Source organism: Paucibacter sp. Y2R2-4 (genome assembly GCF_025717535.1).
GTDB lineage: Bacteria > Pseudomonadota > Gammaproteobacteria > Burkholderiales > Burkholderiaceae_C > Paucibacter_A.
In genome coordinates, this window is the sequence record NZ_JAJIRO010000004.1 from 176,646 (window position 1) to 195,761 (window position 19,116).

General features: G+C 64.3%; 12 protein-coding genes. 8 read left to right on the forward strand and 4 right to left on the reverse strand.

Translation table 11 applies throughout. From position 1 onward, the window contains the following. From LNV06_RS16030 to LNV06_RS16040, 3 genes are all read left to right on the forward strand, one after another. Positions 1-429: a type 2 periplasmic-binding domain-containing protein gene (locus tag LNV06_RS16030; protein WP_263539300.1), complete on the forward strand. Its 429-nt coding sequence runs from the start codon at positions 1-3 to the stop codon at positions 427-429. A gap of 70 nt (positions 430-499) precedes the next feature. Continuing rightward, positions 500-1,201, forward strand: coding sequence for an N-acetylmuramate alpha-1-phosphate uridylyltransferase MurU (gene murU, locus LNV06_RS16035; protein WP_263539301.1), 702 nt, complete (start codon positions 500-502; stop codon positions 1,199-1,201). A gap of 128 nt (positions 1,202-1,329) precedes the next feature. Beyond that, positions 1,330-3,261, forward strand: coding sequence for a diguanylate cyclase domain-containing protein (locus LNV06_RS16040; RefSeq protein ID WP_263539302.1), 1,932 nt, complete (start codon positions 1,330-1,332; stop codon positions 3,259-3,261). Positions 3,262-3,297: 36 nt separating this feature from the next. Here the strand turns inward: LNV06_RS16040 and LNV06_RS16045 are convergent, their stop codons facing one another. Beyond that, the gene (locus tag LNV06_RS16045; RefSeq protein WP_263539303.1) at positions 3,298-4,278 is read right to left on the reverse strand and encodes a potassium channel beta subunit family protein; all 981 of its coding nucleotides are present in this window, start codon (positions 4,276-4,278) and stop codon (positions 3,298-3,300) included. Between the two features lie 189 nt (positions 4,279-4,467). Here LNV06_RS16045 and LNV06_RS16050 point away from each other — a divergent pair, with 189 nt between their 5' ends. The 3 genes from LNV06_RS16050 (at position 4,468) to LNV06_RS16060 (ending at position 9,282) form a co-directional block, all read left to right on the forward strand. After that, on the forward strand, positions 4,468-6,252 hold the full coding sequence (locus LNV06_RS16050; protein WP_263539304.1) for an alkaline phosphatase D family protein: 1,785 nt from the start codon (positions 4,468-4,470) through the stop codon (positions 6,250-6,252). 127 nt (positions 6,253-6,379) lie between these two features. Continuing rightward, positions 6,380-7,885, forward strand: a complete 1,506-nt coding sequence (locus LNV06_RS16055; protein WP_263539305.1) for a hypothetical protein — start codon at positions 6,380-6,382, stop codon at positions 7,883-7,885. A 146-nt stretch (positions 7,886-8,031) separates the two neighbouring features. Next, positions 8,032-9,282 (forward strand): Rossmann-fold NAD(P)-binding domain-containing protein, encoded by a 1,251-nt coding sequence (locus tag LNV06_RS16060; RefSeq protein ID WP_263539306.1) that lies wholly within the window; start codon positions 8,032-8,034, stop codon positions 9,280-9,282. A gap of 696 nt (positions 9,283-9,978) precedes the next feature. Here the strand turns inward: LNV06_RS16060 and LNV06_RS16065 are convergent. The 3 genes from LNV06_RS16065 to LNV06_RS16075 are packed head-to-tail and all read right to left on the reverse strand — an operon-like array spanning position 9,979 to position 15,558. Then, positions 9,979-10,563: a hypothetical protein gene (locus LNV06_RS16065; protein ID WP_263539307.1), complete on the reverse strand. Its 585-nt coding sequence runs from the start codon at positions 10,561-10,563 to the stop codon at positions 9,979-9,981. A gap of 34 nt (positions 10,564-10,597) precedes the next feature. Further along, positions 10,598-11,428 (reverse strand): carbon-nitrogen hydrolase family protein, encoded by an 831-nt coding sequence (locus LNV06_RS16070; RefSeq protein WP_263539308.1) that lies wholly within the window; start codon positions 11,426-11,428, stop codon positions 10,598-10,600. A 17-nt stretch (positions 11,429-11,445) separates the two neighbouring features. Continuing rightward, the gene (locus LNV06_RS16075; protein WP_263539309.1) at positions 11,446-15,558 is read right to left on the reverse strand and encodes a YhdP family protein; all 4,113 of its coding nucleotides are present in this window, start codon (positions 15,556-15,558) and stop codon (positions 11,446-11,448) included. Between the two features lie 120 nt (positions 15,559-15,678). Here LNV06_RS16075 and glnE point away from each other — a divergent pair, with 120 nt between their 5' ends. After that, positions 15,679-18,444 carry a bifunctional [glutamate--ammonia ligase]-adenylyl-L-tyrosine phosphorylase/[glutamate--ammonia-ligase] adenylyltransferase gene (gene glnE, locus LNV06_RS16080; RefSeq protein ID WP_263539310.1) on the forward strand — a complete coding sequence of 922 codons (2,766 nt, stop codon included), beginning with the start codon at positions 15,679-15,681 and terminating at the stop codon, positions 18,442-18,444. Positions 18,445-18,446: 2 nt separating this feature from the next. After that, positions 18,447-19,076 (forward strand): rhombosortase, encoded by a 630-nt coding sequence (rrtA, locus tag LNV06_RS16085; protein WP_263539311.1) that lies wholly within the window; start codon positions 18,447-18,449, stop codon positions 19,074-19,076. Positions 19,077-19,116: the final 40 nt, after the last annotated feature.

A 19,116-nucleotide genomic window follows, 5' to 3' on the forward strand; every position in this document is an offset into this window, starting at 1 on the left:
ATGACAAGCATGCAGCTTTCAATCACCAAGCAACTCGTGGTCTTGGCCTTGGCAGGCGCCGGCATGGGTCTGGCTCGGGCCGACGCCGTCGTCATTGTTCACCCCAGCAATGCGGTCAGCATGGACGACGAGCAGGTCAGCAAGATCTTCCTCGGCCAAACCAAAACCTTCCCTGGCGGCGCCGAGGCCACGCCGGTGGACAACAAGGAAGGCCCCTTGCGCGAGGACTTTGGCAACAAAGTGCTGAAGAAAAGCCCGGCCCAGCTCAAAGCGCTGTGGGCGCGACAGATCTTCACCGGGGGCGCCAAGCCACCGCGCGAACTGGCCAGCGAAGACGAAGTGCTGAAGTTCGTGGCCAGCACGCCCGGCGCGATTGGCTATATCGACAGCAGCAAAGCCAATAGCAGCGTGAAAGTCTTGAAACGCTAAACCTAGGCGCTCCGATGAGCGATGGCCTGCCGAGCCCTGGGCTCGGCACTCGCCATTAGACTCACGCCCCATGCGAGCCATCATCCTCGCGGCCGGGCGCGGTGAGCGCATGCGGCCGCTCACCGACCTCACCCCCAAGCCGCTCTTGTGCGTTCGCGGCAAGCCCTTGATCGAATTTCACATCGAGGCCTTGGCTGCCGCTGGCGTGCGCGACATCGTCATCAACACCGCCTGGCTCAGCGAGCAGTTCCCTGTCGTCCTGGGCGAGGGCAGTCGCTTTGGCGTGAGGCTGCATTACAGCGACGAATCGGCCGAGCCCGTCGGCGCGCTTGAAACGGCTGGGGGCATTGCGCGCGCCCTGCCCTTGCTCTGCCCACAAGCCACCGACGAGACCTTCTGGGTGGTGGCCGGTGATGTTTTCTTGCCCGACTTCGGCTTTGCGCCGGCCGAGGCCGAGCGCTTTTCGCAAAGCGATTTGGACGCCCATCTCTGGCTGACCCACAACAGTCCCCACCACCCGCGCGGCGACTTCGGCATTTCGGCCGAGGGCCTGGCCTTGAGCGAGGTTGCCCCGGACGTGCCGCGCTACACCTGGGCCAGCGTCGGCCTGTTCCGGCGCCGTATGTTTGAAGCGATCCCGGCGGGCAGCAAAGCGGCCCTGCGGCCCTACCTGGAGGCCGCCATCCAAGAGCGCAAACTGGGCGCCAGCTTGTTGCCCGGGCGCTGGGTTGACGTCGGCACCCCGGAACGGCTGGCCAGTCTGCAAGACTAAGCCCCCCCACGATCAAAGCCAGCGCTGCGGATTAGCCCGCATAGCGGCACTGCCGGCCTGAGCCAGAATGCTTGGATCAACTGCATGGATCGGCGATGGCGGCGACCCCTTGGCAAGGCAAAACAATCGTGGCGGTAAATGTCTGGCTGGCGGCGGCCGTGGCGGCCCTTTTGATGACCGCCGCACTGACGCTTTGGGAATTGCTGCAAACCACGCCCCCCTGGGCCCAGGCCCTGCAATTATTGGGTTTGCTGTTGAGCCTGTGCGCCTTGCTGGGCCTGACCCGGCAGCAAGCACGCCAGTTGGAGTTGGCCAAGTCTGAGAAGCTGCTCCTGCATCAGCGGGTGTTGGAAGCCGTCAACGCCATGCCAGCCGGCTTTGATCTCTGGGACAGCGAAGACCGTTTGGTGCTGCACAACCAGGTGCTGGAGCAACAGTTCGCTGCCCTGGGGCCGCTGCTGCAAGACGGAGCTCGCTTTGAAGACCTGGTGCGCGAATCACTGAAGTTGGGCCTGGTGAAAGAAGCCATGGGGCGCGAGCAAGCCTGGCTGGACGAGCGACTGCGCGGCCGCAAAGCAGCCGGCGCCTCCGCCAATCAGCCCATCTTGCATCGCTATGGCGAGCGCTGGACCCATGTTTACCAAACCCGCGTGCCGAGCGGCGATTTGGTCAGCGTGCGCATGGATGTCACGGATCTGATCGAAACCCAGCAAGAACTCGCTCGGGTGCAGGCCGTGGCCCTGCAAAACCAGCGCCTGCTGGAGCAGGCCATTGACGCCATGCCCGCCGGCATTGAGATCTTTGACGCGCAAGATCGGCTGGTCAAAGCCAATCGCCGCATGCAGGCTTGGCAGCCGCACCAAGACTACGCCCAAGCCCAGGGGCAGAGCTTTGAAGCCCTGTTGCGCGCCAGCCTCGCTCACGGCGCTTTACCGGCCGAGGCCATCGGCCGTGAAGATGAATGGGTGGCCCAGCGTCTGGCCAGCCGAGGCCAAACGCATGAACCGCTGCTGAACCAGCTGCCCAACGGCTTGTGGCTGCAGACCTATGAAACACGCACGCCCGAGGGCTACCTGCTGGCGGTGCATCAAGATGTCAGCGACCTGGTGGCCAAAGAGCAGCAACTGAAGGCCAGCCAAACCGAGTTGGAGGCCATCATCCGCACGGCAGCGGTGGCCATCTTCACCATTGACGCGCAAGGCCAGATCTTGAGCTGCAACCCGGCGTCCGAGCGTTTATTCGGTTATGCGCCCAGCGAGCTGGTCGGCCAAAACATCAATTTGTTAATGGACGAGCCCGAGCGGAGCCACCACGACCACTACCTGCGCCGCTATGCCGAGCGCGGTATGGGCACGCTTCGCGGCCGCCCGACCGAGTTCCACGCCCTGCATAAGAGCGGCCGTAGCCTGACCGTGCAAGTGGCGGTTTCGGAAGTACGCAAACCGGATGGTCCGCTCTTCGTCGGCGTGATCTCAGACCTGACCGAACGCAAACAGTTCGAAACCGAGTTGCAACATGCCAATGAGCGCCTGCTGCGACTGTCCACCACCGATGCGCTGACCGAGCTGGCGAATCGCCGCCTCTTGATGCAAAAGCTGGAGGAGGAATGGCGCCGGGGTTTGCGCACGGGCACGCCGCTGAGCCTGCTCCTGGTGGACGTCGATCACTTCAAACTCTTCAACGACCACTACGGCCATCAAGCCGGCGACGAGGCCTTGATCAAAGTGGCGCAAGCGCTCAGCACCAGCGCCAATCGCCCCGCCGATCTGGTCGCCCGTTATGGCGGCGAAGAGTTTGTCTTGCTGCTGGCCCAGACCGATGTGGAAGGCGCCATGGCCGTGGCCGAGCGCTGCCGCGAAGAGCTGCGCTCGGCGGCCATCGAGCATGTCTTGTCCAGCCACAGCGAGTACCTGACCCTCAGCATCGGCATGAGCAGCGCGGTGCCGGTGCGCGGCGGCTCGGCATCGCAGTGGCTGGCTCAAGCGGACTTGGCCCTTTACCAAGCCAAGGCTCAGGGGCGCGACCGGGTGGTACTTGCACAACTCTTTGGCCCGGTTTAAGGGCCAGCCGCTGAGCCTCGGCCAGGGAGGGCCGACTTAGGCGGCGTGGGCCGAGGTGACCGCGTCGATACGGGCCAAAACCTCGGGCGTCAGCTTGGGCGTCAAGGCCAGAGCGCCAAGATTGTCCTGCAGCTGCGCCAACTTGCTGGCGCCCAAAATCACGGTCGAAACACGCGGATTTCGGTTCGCCCAAGCGATCGCGAGTTGCGCCACATTGCCGCCCAGTTCAGCGGCGATACCGGCCAACTCGGCCACCGCAGCATTTTTGGCCGGGTCGGTCAGCCCCTCGCGCATCCAGCTCATGTTTTCCAGCGCTCCACGGCTGTCGGCCGGCACACCGTTTTTGTATTTGCCGGTCAGCAGGCCCGAGGCCAGCGGGCTCCAGGTGGTCAAGCCTAGGCCCATATCTTCATACAGACGGGCGTACTCTTGCTCCACCTTGTTGCGGTGGAACAGGTTGTATTGCGGCTGCTCCATCACCGGCTTGTGCAGGTGGTGGCGCTCGGCGATTTCCCAGGCGGCGCGAATGTCGCTGGCCGACCATTCGCTGGTGCCCCAGTAAAGCGCCTTGCCTTGAGTGATCATGTCGCTCATGGCACGCACCGTCTCTTCGATCGGGGTGTGCGGGTCGGGGCGGTGGCAATAGACCAGATCGACAAAGTCCAGCTGCAAACGCTTGAGCGAGCCGTCGATGGCTTGCATCAGATACTTGCGGTTCAGCGTGTCTTTGCGGTTGACGGTATTGCCCTCACGTTCCAAGCCCCAGAAGAACTTGGTCGAGACGACGTAGTTCAGACGCGGCCATTTCAAAGCCTTGAAGGCCTCGCCCATCACCACTTCGCTCTGCCCCAGGGCATAGACCTCGGCGTTGTCGAAGAAATTAACACCGGCGTCATAAGCCGCAGCCAGCATCTCGGTGGCGGCACGGGTGTCGACCTGCTTGTGATAGGTCACCCAGGACCCCAGGGACAGCTCAGAAACCTGCAGGCCACTTCGGCCCAGACGGCGATATTGCATAGCACCAACTCCAGCTGCCACGGCAGCGCAAGAAAAACAAGAAAAGGGGTGAGAGGTCCGCAGCGTACCCGAGTCGCCAGATTCCCGCTGCCCGCCCCCAAGTCAGCGCCGCGCTTCACCCATCAGAGCGAGTCCGAATGCCTGCCAGCTCATGGAGAATGCCGCCCAAACCCAGCAGGCAGCCACGCGATGAATGAATTGCCCCCTCAATCCGACGCGCTCACAGAGCCAGACACCCAGGCCGGTCGGCGCGACTTCGTGCGCCAATCCTTGGCCCTGGTCGCCAGCACCAGCGCGGTGCTGGGTACGCTCAGCCTGAGCGCTTGTGGCGGCAGCCCTGCGCCCACGCCGCCACCACCGCCCCCAGCTCCACCGCCTCCCTCCAGCATCAGCTTCAGTCACGGCGTCGCCAGCGGCGACCCCCTGAAAGACCGCCTGATGCTCTGGACCCGCGTCATTGACACGCAAGACAGCGCGGCCAGCCTGAGCGTCCGCTGGGAAGTGGCCCTCGATGCCGACTTCAAGTCCTTGGTCAGCAGCGGCGAAGCACTGGCCAGCGCTGACAAGGATCACACCGTCAAGGTGGACGCCGGCAGCCTACAGCCCGGCCAGAAGTACTTCTATCGATTCACATGCAAAGGCCAGACTTCGCCCACGGGGCGCAGCAAAACCTTGCCCAAGCAGACCGAGCGGGTCAAGCTGGCGGTGTTCTCTTGTGCCAACTACCCCTCCGGCTTTTTCAACGCCTACGCTGAGGCTGCCAAGCGAGACGACCTGGACGCTGCCGTTCATCTGGGCGATTACCTCTACGAATATGGCCGCGGCGACTATGGCGACGCGGGTGCCAAGGCCCTGGGTCGCGAGGTCGAGCCCGCGAACGAAGCGCTCAGCCTGAATGACTATCGACGCCGCTACGCCCAGTACCGCAGCGACCCGGATCTACGAGCGCTGCACGCCGCTCTGCCCATGATCGCCGTCTGGGACGATCACGAGGTTTGCGATGACGCCTGGTCGGGCGGCGGCCTCAATCACCAGCCCGCCAGCGAAGGCGCTTTTGCCACCCGCAAGGCAGCGGCCATTCAGGCCTATCACGAGTGGCTGCCCATACGCACCGGCACCAAGCCCGACGAGATCTACCGCAGCTTTGCCTTTGGCGACTTGCTGGCCCTGCATATGTTGGACACCCGGCTGATCGGTCGCGAGCAACAACTGAGCTACAACAGCTTCCGCACGGGCAGCGCTTTCGACAGCGCCGGCTTTGAGGCCCAGCTGAAGCGTGCCGACCGGCAGCTGCTGGGCGAAACCCAGCACAACTGGTTGCGCCAGCAAATGGCCAACTCCAACGCCACCTGGCAGGTCTTAGGCCAACAAGTGCTGATGACGCGCATGAAGATCCCTGCCGCCTTGCGCTTCGAGTTTGATGCCCCAGGCAGCGGACTCAGCCCCAAAGCCTATGCCGAGCTCTTGCTGAAGGCGCAGTTGTCGCCGGCTACATTGACAGAACAAGAACGCACTTGGTTGGCCCTGCCCGCGCTACCGCTCAATCTCGACGCATGGGACGGCTATGACACGGCTCGCGAGGCCCTGCTAGCCAGCGCCCAAAATTTGAACAAGAACTTGGTGGTGTTGGCCGGCGACAGCCACAACGCCTGGGCCAGCAATCTGGCAGATCGCGCCGGTACCGCCGTCGGCGTGGAGTTCGCCACCGCTTCGGTCAGCTCGCCCGGCATCGAGAGCTATCTGGGCCCAGACGCCGCTGCATTGCTGAGCTCTCTGCTGAGCCAGTTGAATGGCTCAATCGCCTTCGCCAACGTCTCTCAACGTGGCTTCATGGTGATCACCGCGACAGCACAGGAATGCCTGGCCGAATGGGTGTTTGTCAGCAATATTGCGAGCCGCAGCTATAGCGCCGACGTCGGCCACCGCCTGAAGGTCTTGCCCGGAGCAGGCCAACGCAGCTTGAAATCCGTTTGAACAGCAAAGCGCCGAGAACCCCGTATTCAGGGGCCTGAACCTTGCCCCAAGCTCGGGCGAACCCTGAGGAGAGGCGCGCAAATCACTCCCTAGAATGCGCCCCTTTTTAAGAATAAGAGGGGCAGAGATGAGCGAGACAAGAAGTGGCCCGCGCTGGGCCGCGCTGTGTGCCAGCGGCATGGCCGCTTGGGCCTTGATCGCCTGCGGCGGAGGTGGAGGGGGCGGCACAGATTCAAACACCTCCCCTCCAACAAACACCAAGCCCGCCGAGCCAGGCCCACAGCTCAGTGGCCGGGTGATTGACGGTTATGTGCGCGGCGCTACGGTTTGGCTGGACCTGAACGGTAACCAAAAGCTGGATGCCGATGAACCCTCGACCATCTCCACTACCGATGGCCAGTACACCCTGCCGCTCACGCCAGCTCAGCAGGACTGCCTGCCGTACACCGTGACCTATGTGGACGTGCCCGTCGGCGCCATCGACCAGGAAACCGGCGAGGTCAAGCAGGCCTACCAAATGGCCATCCCGCCTCAGTTGCAAACACTGGCAAAAGATCAAAGCCTGCATGCCTCGCCGCTGACCACGGTGCTGTGGGAAGAGTTGCGCAATGGTCTGAGCAAAGATCCCGCACTCAACAGCTGCCAGGCCTTGAAGCAGGACAAAGTCTTGCGCGACCGCCTCAAGAATGAGCTCGACGACACCGTCAAGCGTTTGGTGACGCGGCACAACCTTTCCGCTGCGCGCATCTATGCCGACTTTGTGCAGAGCCAGGACAGCGCCGCTCACCAGCTCGCCGTGGACATCGTTCGCGGCTTGAAGGCGGGCTTTGCCCTGCGCCGCCAGCTTCAGCAGCAATACGCCGATGCCAGCTACGTTCGCGCCGAGGTCTACCGCGGACGCGGCACTTCGCCGCACGACCGCCAAGGCGTTTGGTACCGCAGCCACAGCGTCAAAGTGGGCGGGCTGATGCGCACCGAAAAGCATGAGCTCGCCGATGACCTGAGCACGATGGTGCGAGCCGACTACCTGCGCACCGTCGAGACCCGCCCCCTCAACAACGGCAGCGGTAACTACACGATCTACCGCATCGGCTACCGTTCCAGCGTCAACACGCCGAGCTTTCGCTGCAATCTGTATGAAGGCCTAGACACCAGCGACAAGGCCGGCGTGGGCTATGAATTGCTGACCCGCTACACCCGCCCTCAAAGCCTGGACGCGGCGGCTCCATGCCTAAGCGCCAGCAGCGGTGAGATGGACCAAGTGCAGGGCTGGGACTACTACGTGCGCTACAGCCAAGATCAGGTGGACTACACCACCATGATCAGCATTTCGCCGGGCAGCAGCGGCAGCTCGGAGTTGCAGCCCTGGCAGCGCCTGGCTGACAAATTGAACACCCTGGACCTCGCCTGGCTGGCGCCCAAACTTAGCAGCGCCGGCTACCGCTTCGACGAAGCCGTCACCCTGCCTTTTGATGACTGGGCCAAACGCGCCGAGGACTACCGCGGTCTGCAAATCATCAGTGAAAAATTCGCGCGCGACCCTTGGACCCGCACGAGCACCCAGGCCGACGGCACCAGCCGCAAGGAGTGCAGCGGCGACCAGGGCAAAACCTGGGGCAGCTGCGGCGGCTGAGCGCTCCACTCACAAGCCTTGTGCGGCCGGTATGCGGCCGGTCTGCGGCCGGCATGCGGCTCTCCAGAGCCCCGCCCCAGGCGGGGCTTTTTTCATGCTCGCTATAGTCCTGGCACTCAGCGCTCAATCCTTGCACCAAACCGTTCATGACCCTGCTCGCTTCGGCCAAGTCCTCTCCCTCGTCCACTCAACTGAGCTTGGCCATCGTCGGCGCCGGCCCGGTGGGCCTGAGCTTGGCCTTGTTGGCGGCGCGTTTGCTACCGCAGGCGCAGATCACGCTGTTCGATGCGCGTCCGCAAGACCGCGATGTTTCGGCCGACCCGCGCACCTTGGCCTTGGCTCTGGGCAGCGTGCAATTGCTACAGCGCTTGCAAGCCTGGGACGACTCGGCCGCGCAAGCGATTCTGAGCGTCTCGGTCAGCCAGGCGCCGCCGAGCTTGCAGCACCCGCTGTTCTCGGTCTTCAACCCCGGCGCCCATGAGCCCGAGGTCTGCCTGAGCGCGGCCGAGCAAGGCGTGGCTCAGCTGGGTGCGGTCATCAGCTACGGCCATCTGGTCGCGCCGCTGCAAGCCGCCTGGCTAGCCCGCGCGGCGCAGGAACCGGCTCGCTTGAGCAGCCGTTTCGGCAGCCCAGTGACCGGCCTGAAGGCGCTGGAAGGCAGCGGTGTGGAAGTGGACGCCGGCATTGCCGAGCGCTTTGATTTGGCCGTGGTGGCCGAAGGCGGCGTGTTCGCCGAGCAAGCGCGCAAAGCGCTGCAGCATGACTATCAACAAAACGCCTGGGTCGGCACCGTCACGCTGGCGGACGACAGCCCGGTTGGCGCCGCCTATGAGCGCTTCACCCGCCACGGCCCGCTGGCCTTGCTGCCACTGAAGCCAGTGCAAGGTCAGCGCCGTGCCTCGCTGGTCTGGTGCGTGCCGCAGGCCGAGGACGAGATCGCCAGCCTGAGCGCCACGCAGCGCTTGGCAGTGCTGAACAGCCTGCTGCCGGCCCAGCTCGGCGCCTTACAAGCCATCAGCCCGCTGAAGTGTTTTGCGCTGGGCCTGAATGCCGAGCGCACGCTGGTCGAGCAGAACTGCATCGTGCGCATCGGCAATGCCGCCCAGACCTTGCACCCGGTGGCCGGCCAGGGTCTGAACCTGGGCCTGCGCGATGCCTATGCCTTGGTCGATGCCCTGCGCGGTGGCCAGAGTCTGGCCCAAGCGCTGCGGCGTGTGGAATGGCAGCGCGCGCCAGACCGCTGGAGCATGATGGCCATCACCGACTTCTTGGCACGCAGCTTCGCCTGGCGCTGGCCAGGCCTGCCCTTTGCCCGCGGCCTCGGACTGGCTGCGCTGCAGGCCGCCACGCCGCTGAAGAAAGCGTTGGCGCGGCAGATGATGTTTGGGCGGCGCTGAGGCTGCTGGCGCAGGCCTTGGGGCGAACTGACTTCAATGGCAGCAGTGTGCCCGGAGCCGAAACTCGAGTTTGGCTTTGCCGCGCAAAGTTGACTCGGCCCGCCGCCGTGCTCATGGTGCACGGGTCGGCTCTTCCGAGCCGACTCCCCTCGCTGCTCACTACGCAGGTCAGCGGCAGCAAACTCACTTCGTTCGCTGTGCTCACTGCGTTCAAACAAGTGCTGCCAAGCTAGAAGTTGAAGCGCGCTGCGCGCGCCTGACCCGCTCCGCTGCGCCCTCGGCCGTGCACAAATCGCCCGTCGGCGGGCCGAGCCAACTTCGGGAGGGGCGGTTGGCAGGAGGAGATGGGGCACGCCGTTCGCGATGCAAGCGCACTGCGGCCCGAGTCGTTGCCGGGCGATTTGTGAGGGGCAGAGCAGCGCAGCAACTTGGGGTGCGCGCGCAGCGCGCTTCAACATCTGACTTGGCGCCGCATGTCTGAACGAAACGAGCGCAGCGAGTGCAGTGAGTTCGGCGCCGGCCCCAAGTTGCGAGCAGCGCAAGGCAGTCGACCCGTCAGGGGCGACCCCCGAGCCATGAGCCCGGCGACGGCTCGGGTTGCAGTGCCTCCCGCAACAGAACCAAGTTCCGCTCCGGGCGAACTGTTGCCATTCATGCTTGGCAATCGGCTGGTCGCCCACGCCTGCTCTCAGCCAGTCAACCCAAAGCCAGCGCGATCAAGTCGCGCATCATCAAATTGATATTGCTGCGCACCGCGCCTTCATTGGCGAGTCGCATGCGTTCATTCGGGTCCACCATGGCCGAACCGAACTCAGCCACATACTGGCTGCGCAAGCGCCGCTGGTAAAGCACGGTGCCGCTGCGCTTCTCGATGGCGACGTAGGCAATCGTCACCACCACTTTGATGTCCACACCAATCCAAGGTTGCTCCAACTCGACCAACTGCGCTTCGAGTTGATAGTTGCCAGCCCCCGGACTCAGCGCCAGCATGCCGGTGGAACGCAAAGAGCTGTCCAAGGCTTCTTGCAGCGCTGCATTGCTGATCTTGGAGCCCCAGAACATGCCGGTCGGTTGGCCGCCAGTGACCGGCGACAAGACCACCTGCGACTTCAAACGCTCGGGCACCCAGCCGCGCATTTGCAGACTTTCAGCGGCGGTCAGGGCCAAGCTGGGCGGATCGGTGGGCGTGCCGCAAGCGGCCAACACCATGAGCAGCCCCACGCTGGCCAACAGTCGGAAGGTACGGGTCGGCAAACCTCGCACGCTGACACTGTTTTTCATCACGACACCTCTCCCCGCTGCGCCCGGCTCATGCTTAAAGCTTGCGGTGCTGCAGCGCCGGCAATTGACGACGCACATCCAGCAAACGCTGGGCATCGACCTCGGCCAATACCAGGCCCTCGCCCTCGGGCAAACAAGCCAGCACCTCACCCCAGGGATCCACGATCATGGAATGGCCCCAGGTTCGTCTGCCATTTTGATGCCGTCCGCCTTGGGCCGGTGCGATGACATAGGCCTGATTTTCGACCGCTCGTGCGCGCAGCAGCAGTTCCCAGTGCTTTTCGCCGGTGGTGTAGGTGAAGGCCGCCGGCACGCAAAACAGCTCGCAGGCCGCCTGCCCCGGCTGAAAGCTCATGGCCCGGTACAACTCCGGAAAGCGCAGGTCATAGCAAATGCTCAGGCCCACTTTCAGCGCCCCGGCCTGCACAGTGACCGGCTCACTGCCGGCCTCCAGCACCCGGCCCTCGTCGTACTGCTCGCGGCCATTGTCAAAGCGGAACAAATGGATCTTGTCGTAGCGAGCCGCCAGTTGCCCATCAGGTGCGTAGACGCAGCAGGCATTGCGCACATGGCTGGCATCAGCCCCTCGCAGCGGCAAAGTGCCGCCCACCACCCACAGGCCCAGCTCGGCCGCGCTTTGAGAAAGCGCCGCCTGGATGGGCGCGCTGAGCGGTGAGGGCTTAGCCTCCAAGGGCTCCGCTACGGCCAGCTTGTCGGTATCCGCCGAGCCCATCAAGCAAAAGTACTCGGGCAGGGCCACCAGCTCGGCGCCTTGCGCTGCAGCCTCGTTCATCCAGTGCCGTGCGCGTGCCAGGTTATGGGCGACATCGGGGCCGGAAACCATTTGGATGGCGGCAACTTTCATGCGGTCTCCTTTCAGTTTCAAGGCGCGCTGGCCGCTTTACCGGGCTCGTCGACGCGGTGTTCAACCTGCTCCACCCGCGGGTCCACCCAGCTGCCGGTGATGTGGAATTCACGCGTGTTGGCGGCAGCCAGCGGCCGGCTCAAAATCCATTGCGCCAAAAAAGTGCCCAGGCCGATGGCCGGGTTGATGGCCGCATAGGCCAGCGAAGCGCCACCGGTATTGATCTCAGGCACCACCAGCACACGCAGGTTTTGTGTCTCGGCCGCCAGGTCGGCGCTGCCGTCCAAGAGCACTGCGGCCTGCACGCCGCGGGTGCGCAAATTGCTGCTGCTGGCCACGCCGCGCGCAATCTTCACATCGCCGCTGATGCCATCGAAAGTGAAACCCTCGGAAAACACATCTCGGAAGTCAAACAAGAAGCGGCGCGGCAAGGACTGCAAGCTCAACACCCCCAGCAAACGCCCAACGCCCGGCTCCACATTGAGGAATTGACCCGACTCCAGCGCCACGCTGAGTTGACCGTTCATGCTGGGGAAGTCAGGCGAGAGCGGCTCACCGATCCAAGCCAGCTCACCTTTGAGCTGGCCGCGACCACCGCGCAGGACCCGCCCTTGGCCCAGGCGCTCCAAGGTGTCGCCCGCGTCCAGCAGATCGAGCTTCCAATCCAAGACGGTGCGGCGCTGGGCACGGCCCGGCTCATTGAGCCATTGGCCGGTGGCGTTCAAAACCGCATCGTTTGATTTCAGCTGCAGCTTGCTGAGGCGCCAGTCGCGAGCCACGCCGCTGGCCTGTGCCTCGACCTCCAAGCGCCCCATGCGTTTGCCGCGCAATTCAAAGTCGTCGACGATGATGTCCAGATCAGGCACCTGGCCGGCTTGATGGTCGAGTACGCGCCTGACCGCCTCGGCCTCTTGCTTGGGCAAGGACAGTCGGCTGAGCCGCGCATAGATGCGGCTGCCTTGGCCCGCTTTGGCCGAGCGCACTTCAAAAAAACCGCCCATTTGCTCGGCATCAATCGTGCAACGCCAGGCATTGCCCACATGGCTGATGCCGGCCACCACACGCGTCAGCGGCCGCCCCATCACCTGCAAGCCATTGGCACGCAGCGCGATCTGGCTGGGCACATAGCCGGCTTCGGCGCTCTGGGCACCGGGCTCCTGGGCCGCAATGTCCAGCGAGCTCGAACCCAGCAAGCGCTGCAAACTCGATTGCCAGGCATCCAAATTGACCTGATCCAGATTGGCCTGCAATTGCACGCCGCTGTCCGGCAAGCCGGGCAGATTGTCTTGAATGCTCAATGCCCCTTTGATCACCCGCGCCGGCTCCGCCGAAATGTCGCGCAGGTAATGGGCTTGCAGGGTATTGCCCAGCTCAACGCGCAACTCGTCGCGCCCGCCCTGCGGCAGGATCTGAACACGCAAAGGCAGGGCTACGGCGGCGTCTTTCTTCAAAGGAGCCGGCAAGTCAAGCCCGAGTCCGACCAGATTGCTGGTCAGCGAGGTTTCGGCCTGCCCGTTGAGCAAGCCCAGTTGCAAACGGTAGGCGGTCTGCCCCGTGGCCGCCTGCGCCAGTTTGGATGCCAAGCCCAGCTCCGGCATGCGCCGCAAAGCCTCGGCGCTGGCCACGCCTTGCGCGACAAAACGCAAGCTGCCGTCGGCCAAGCTCCCGCCCTCGATACTGGCCTCGCCCCCCAAAGCACGCACCTGCAAGCCCTGCAGCTTGACGCCGCGCCGATCGAACTCAATCACGCCGCGCGCATTGCTCATCAAAGGCAGATCGGGCCGCAGGCGCAAATCGCCGCCCTGCATTTGCACCGAGCCCTTGACCACCGACTTGCTCAACTCATTCAAGGGCAGATTCAGGCTGAGCTTCAAATTGGCCGCAGCGCTGGCCGTCGCGGCAGCCAAGATATGGCCGCTGGCCTCATTCACCGGGCTTTGGCGTACAAACTTCAAAAGATCAGCCGCGGGACCGCTGCCCACGCCTTCGATCTCCAGCTGATGGGCCAGCAACAAGTCTTTGATGCCGCCCTTGATGCCGCTGAGCTCATAGCCGAACACCTTGGCGCGGGCATTGCGAATCTGCATGCCGCCGCGCTCGAAAATCAGCTCGCCATTGATGCGCTCCAACAGCGGCCAATTCAGTGGCTGGCCCTCGGCGGCTGGAACATAGGCCATGTCCACATCACGCACTTGGGTGACCACGCGGAACTGCCCGTCGCGCTGTCCCTGGAAGGGGAACTTCGCCAACTCACCGCGCAGTTTGAGCGTCACGGCACGAGCCTCGCCGGCACGCAGTGCATCGCGCAAATAGTCCAAGGTATGGTCGCCCACGGCCAAGGGCAGGTAATGCTGAACCTTGACGGCATCGATGCGCTCAAACTTGCCGTTCAACTCCAGCCATCCAGGCGTCTCGAAAATACGCGTTTGTCCGGCCGCAGCAGCGCTGCGCCAAACACCGTCAAACTCGCCCCGAACATCCTGGTTCTGAACACGCAGATCGTTGATGCGGACCTCGACCTTGGGCAGTTGCTGGGCTTTACTCTCGATGCGCCAATTCAGCTTGGCGCTCAAGCTCTGCATCGGAGGCAAGGGCCGGCGGAACACGCCGGGCAACGACAACAAGCCGTCCTTCATCTTCAGGCTGGCCTGGCCGCCGCGCTCATTGGCATCGACTTGCAGGTCCAGGCCGCGCAATGCAGGGCGGGCGGGCTTGGCGTCGGCCAGGAGAACGACACCGGCCTCCTCCGGCTCCGCCGTCTCACCCAGTTGCAGCCCCTGCAAATCACCCTTGACCTTGTAGCTGCGCGGCTCGTCCAGCGGCCCATCCCAGCGCGCATTCAGCTGACTCAAGACGCCGCGAGGCGCCATCTCGGACAACCAGGCACGCGCGCGTTCCCCCAGCGGCAAGCGTTGCGCCAACTGAGCCATCAAGGCCAAGTCGAGCCGCTCGGCGCTCACCTCGCCCCCCAAGGGCAGCAAGGTCTTGGTTTGATCCACGGCGCTGGCGCCGCCGTCCGCTGGCAGGGCCGAGGCTTTGGGCAGTTTGAGCGCAATTTGCCAGTCCGAGCGTGGCCAGACCACGCCGTCGCCGCTGACAAAACCCAGCTGCCGGGCGCGCAAGCTCCATTGCTGCGCCTCCATCAGCATCTGCAAGCGGCCTTCGATGCGCGCCAGCGCCAAAGGCTCGGCATTCGGCGCCAGGCGCATCTTGACGGTGCCTAAGCCCATGTCCACCGTGACCATTTGCAGCCCGCCGTTCTTGACGTCGATCCAGGCACGCAGGGCGCCATCGCCCTCGCTCAGCTCAAAGGGCAGATCGATGTGACGACGCAACTCGCGCAAATCGGTGCGCGGCAGGTCGGCGTAGAGCAGGCCGCTCCAGGTGTGCAATTCACTCGGCCGACTGAGCAAGGTTTGGGTGAATCGACCGCGCAGGCCGAAGCGCTGACCCCATTCGGGTGGCGGCGAAGCATCCAGGCGCAGCTCATGGCGACGCAGGCCATTTCGCAGCACCAAGTTCAATTCAGACAGATCCAGCGGCGCGCTGCCGCGGCGCTCATCAATCCAGCGCACCCGGCCGTTCAGGATCACAAACTCATGTTGCTGGAGCAGCCAGTCGGCCCATTCTTCGGCCAGGTCGGCGGTTTCGGCATGCGGGCTGTCGTCCACGCTGAAGCCCGCCACATAGAACTTGCCGCGCAGATCGCGGCGGATTTCCATCTGCGGCGCATCGATCAGCAATTGCTCGAAGCGCAAATGCATGGACAGCAGCGAGCGCGCCGACAGCGCCGCCGCCACCCGCGGCAGGCGCAGGGCTTCGCGGCCTTGGGGGTCGAGCAAGCGCACATCGCGCATCTCCAGCGCCGGAATCCAGCCGCCCGAGGTCACCGTGATCTTGCCGATGCGCAGCTCAATGCCCAGGGTTTGCGAAGCCTTTCGCTCTAGCGAACCACGCCATTCATCGATGTGCGGCAGAATCGCCCAGTGCAAAACCAGCCAGGCAAGCAGGACCAAGCTCCAGGCCAGCAAGAGCAGTGCGAGCGCCCAGCGCGCCACACGCCAGCAGATGCGGGCGGGGCGTTTGAGCCAGATCAGGCCCGCAGTGCTAACGGAGGCAAGCACAGACATTTAGAAGAAAGAAGCACTTGCCATGAAGCCAATGAGCAAAAAACCAGGAATGCCCCGGCGGCCAAATGACCGTCGCCCTGAGCTTTGGCAATCTAGCACAGCGACCACTCACTTTTGCCGATGAGTTCTCCCGAGATGACGACGCCTTCGCAAGTTTCTGGCCCCGCTGCCTTGGCCGAACACAGCCGCTTTGTTCAGCGCGTGCGGCGCCGCTATGCCGAGGCCTTGCATTTGCTGCCGCCCGGCCTGCCAGATCGGGCGCAAATCGAAGCCTTGGTGGGCCAGCTTCAGGCCCTGAGTCGCCCCTTGGCCAGCGCCCTGCGGGTGGCACGGCATTTGGTGCTGGAACGCTTGGCGGTGCTCGACATCGAGGCCGGCGCGGCCATGCACGACATCACCGCCGCCATGACCCATCTGGCCGAGGTCAGCCTGTGTCTGGCGCTGAAAGAAGCCCGCGCCGAGCAAGACGCGCTGTCCGGCCAGGCCCGCAATGCGGCCGGCGGGGTGATCGAGTTCTGGGTGCTGGGCATGGGCAAGCTGGGTGCCCGCGAACTGAATGTGTCCTCCGACATCGACTTGATCTATGTCTATGACGATGAGGGCATGACCGACGGCCCGGTGCCCATCTCTGCACATGAGTACTTCGCGCGCGTCGCCAAACGCTTGTATGCGCTGATCGGCGAGGTCACCGATGACGGCCAAGTGTTCCGGGTCGACCTGGCTTTGCGGCCGAATGGCAATTCCGGCCCAGCTGCCGTCAGCTTGGCCATGTTGGAAGAGTATTTCCTGGTGCAGGGCCGCGAATGGGAGCGTTTCGCCTGGCTGAAGAGCCGGGTCGTAGCGCCGATTGAAAGCGTTCAAAACGGCACGGCCTTGGGCCTGCGCTCGCTGGTCACGCCTTTTGTATACCGCAAATACCTGGACTACGGGGTGTTTGAGGGCCTGCGCCAACTGCACCGCAAGATTCGCGACGAAGCGCGGGCGCGCGCCATCGGCCGGCCCGAGCGGGCCAATGACGTCAAGCTCTCGCGCGGCGGCATTCGAGAAATCGAGTTCACCGTGCAGCTGCTGCAAGTGGTGCGCGGCGGCCAATTCCCCGAGATCCGCACCCGCTCCACCGTCAAGGCGCTGGCACGCCTGGCCGAGCGCGGCTTGATGAAGCCCGAAACCGCCGAGAAGCTGGCCGCTGGTTATGAATTCCTGCGCCGGGTGGAGCACCGCATTCAATTCCTTGACGATCAGCAAACCCATTGCCTGCCTAGCAATGATGAAGACCTGCGCTGGATTGCCCGCAGCATGGGCCTGGTCTGCCAGAAAGAAACCTGCGAATTGCTGGACCGGCTGTGCGAGGTGCGCGAGATCGTCGCCAATGAGTTCGACGCCTTGCTGCACGACGGCCAGGCCCCGGCCAAGGGCGGCAACAGCTGCCGCGGCTGCAATGGCCCAGCCCTACCGGTGGACGCCGAAGAATTCCTGGCCAAGTTGCAGCCCGAGTTGGCGATGGCGGTACGGCGCTGGGCCGAGCAGCCCCGGGTGCAAAACCTGCGCGAAGAATCGCGACTTCGCCTGGCCAAACTGGTGGGCCGCGCAGCGCTGGCGGTGCGCGACGAAGGTTGCAGCATCGAAGCCGCCGTACGCTTTGTCGACTGGATCGAACCGCTGCTGCGGCGCGAGAGTTATCTGGCCCTGTTGGTGGAGCGCCCGGCGGTGCAGGCGCGTTTGCTGCGTTTGCTGGGTCTGGCGCGCTGGCCCATGCGCTACCTGATGCTGCACCCGGGCGTGATCGACGAGCTCGCCGACAACCGCCTGCAGCACGAACGTTTCGATGGCGCCAGCTTCATCGCCGACCTGCAAGCCCGTCATGAGGCCTGGGAGCGCTCCGGCGAGGCCCATGAAGAAGCCCTGCTCGACACCTTGCGGCGCGCTCACCATGCCGAGGTCTTCCGCACCCTGGTGCGCGATATCGAGGGTCAAATCACGGTGGAGCAAGCGGCCGATGAGTTGTCGGCCCTGGCCGATGCCATCCTGCAGTGCACGATTGACTGGACCTGGGCGCGGCTCAAGCAAGCGCATCGGCCCAGCCCGCGCTTTGCCGTCATCGCCTACGGCAAGCTCGGCGGCAAGGAACTGGGCTATGGCGGCGACCTGGATGTGGTCTTTCTCTTCGACGACTCGGACGAAGCCGACAAAGACCTAGCGCCTGAAATCTACGGTGCTTTTGTGCGCAAGCTGATCACCTGGCTGACGGTGCGCACCGCCGCCGGCGAGCTGTTTGACATCGACACCGCGCTGCGCCCGAACGGCAATTCCGGCATGTTGGTGACCTCGCTGGCCTCGTTTGAAAACTACCAAACCGGCCGCGGCAGCAATACCGCCTGGACCTGGGAGCACCAGGCCATCACCCGAGCGCGCTTTTGTGCCGGTGACGCCAGCTTGGCCGAGCGTTTTGAGGCGGTGCGCCGCCATGTGCTGACCGCGCCACGCGACCAAGCGGCCTTGCGCCAGGAGGTGCGGGCCATGCGCGACAAAGTACGGGCCGCCCATCCCATCCGGGCCGGGCGCTTTGACGTCAAGCACAGCCCGGGCGGCATGATGGATGTGGAGTTCGCGCTGCAATGGCTGATCTTGGCGCATGCCGGCCAACATCCTGAACTGATCCCGAATACCGGCGCCATCGCCCTGCTGCAGCGCGCAGAAGAGGCCGGCCTGCTGCCCGAGCAAGTCGGCGTGAAGGCCGCCAATGCCTATCGCGAACTGCGCCGCGCCCAACACCGCGCCCGCTTGGACGAACAACCCACCGCCGTTGACGAAGCCGACTTGGAGACCCTGGGCCTGGCCGCGCACCGTGCAGCCGTGCTGGCGCTGTGGCAGGCCGTATTCAGCTGAGCATGCGGCCGAGCAAGCGCGGGCCGCAAGCGCGGGTCTGGTCGGCGCTCGGCGCGCTGATGTTTCTGGCTGCAGTCTTGGTCTGGGCGCTGCATCTGCCCACCCAGACCTGGGACTGGCAGCCGCAGCTGGTGACCAGCGAACCCTGGCGCGCTTGGACCGGCGCCCTGGTGCATTGGAGCCAGCAACACCTGCTGGCCAATCTGGCCGCATGCGCGGTGGTCACCTTGTTTGGCTGGGGCGCTCGGGTGCCGCCACGTTGCGCCCTGGCATGGCTGCTGGCTTGGCCCTTGACCCAGCTGGCCTTGCTGAGTCAGCACGACTTGCCGCACTTCGGCGGTCTTTCGGGCATCTTGCATGCAGGTGTGACGGTCGTGCTGGTGGAGTTGCTGTGGCGCGGCGGCCGCGACCGCCTGATCGGCGCCTGCGTGACCTTGGGGCTCTTGATCAAGCTCTGGCAAGAGCAGCCCTTGGGCACGGCTCTGCGCCACCTGGCCGAGTGGGACATACCTGTCGTGCCTTTCTCGCACCTGAGCGGCGCGGTGGCGGGTGCGATCTGCGCCCTCATCCTGCTAGGGATCGCGCGTAGCCTAGAGGGGCACAAGGCCTTGTATAAAGCGAAGGGAGTTTGAACCATTGCTGGCCCAGGCTCTCCCCTTCTGCCTTACCTGC

What these genes read in the sequence shown, in the direction of transcription:
- LNV06_RS16030 (WP_263539300.1), top strand. Translation starts at nt 1, where the DNA reads ATGACAAGCATGCAGCTTTCAATCACCAAGCAACTCGTGGTCTTGGCC.
- murU (WP_263539301.1), top strand. Translation starts at nt 500, where the DNA reads ATGCGAGCCATCATCCTCGCGGCCGGGCGCGGTGAGCGCATGCGGCCG.
- LNV06_RS16045 (WP_263539303.1), bottom strand. Translation starts at nt 4,278, where the DNA reads ATGCAATATCGCCGTCTGGGCCGAAGTGGCCTGCAGGTTTCTGAGCTG.
- LNV06_RS16050 (WP_263539304.1), top strand. Translation starts at nt 4,468, where the DNA reads ATGAATGAATTGCCCCCTCAATCCGACGCGCTCACAGAGCCAGACACC.
- LNV06_RS16055 (WP_263539305.1), top strand. Translation starts at nt 6,380, where the DNA reads ATGAGCGAGACAAGAAGTGGCCCGCGCTGGGCCGCGCTGTGTGCCAGC.
- LNV06_RS16060 (WP_263539306.1), top strand. Translation starts at nt 8,032, where the DNA reads ATGACCCTGCTCGCTTCGGCCAAGTCCTCTCCCTCGTCCACTCAACTG.
- LNV06_RS16065 (WP_263539307.1), bottom strand. Translation starts at nt 10,563, where the DNA reads ATGAAAAACAGTGTCAGCGTGCGAGGTTTGCCGACCCGTACCTTCCGA.
- LNV06_RS16070 (WP_263539308.1), bottom strand. Translation starts at nt 11,428, where the DNA reads ATGAAAGTTGCCGCCATCCAAATGGTTTCCGGCCCCGATGTCGCCCAT.
- LNV06_RS16075 (WP_263539309.1), bottom strand. Translation starts at nt 15,558, where the DNA reads ATGTCTGTGCTTGCCTCCGTTAGCACTGCGGGCCTGATCTGGCTCAAA.
- glnE (WP_263539310.1), top strand. Translation starts at nt 15,679, where the DNA reads ATGAGTTCTCCCGAGATGACGACGCCTTCGCAAGTTTCTGGCCCCGCT.
- rrtA (WP_263539311.1), top strand. Translation starts at nt 18,447, where the DNA reads ATGCGGCCGAGCAAGCGCGGGCCGCAAGCGCGGGTCTGGTCGGCGCTC.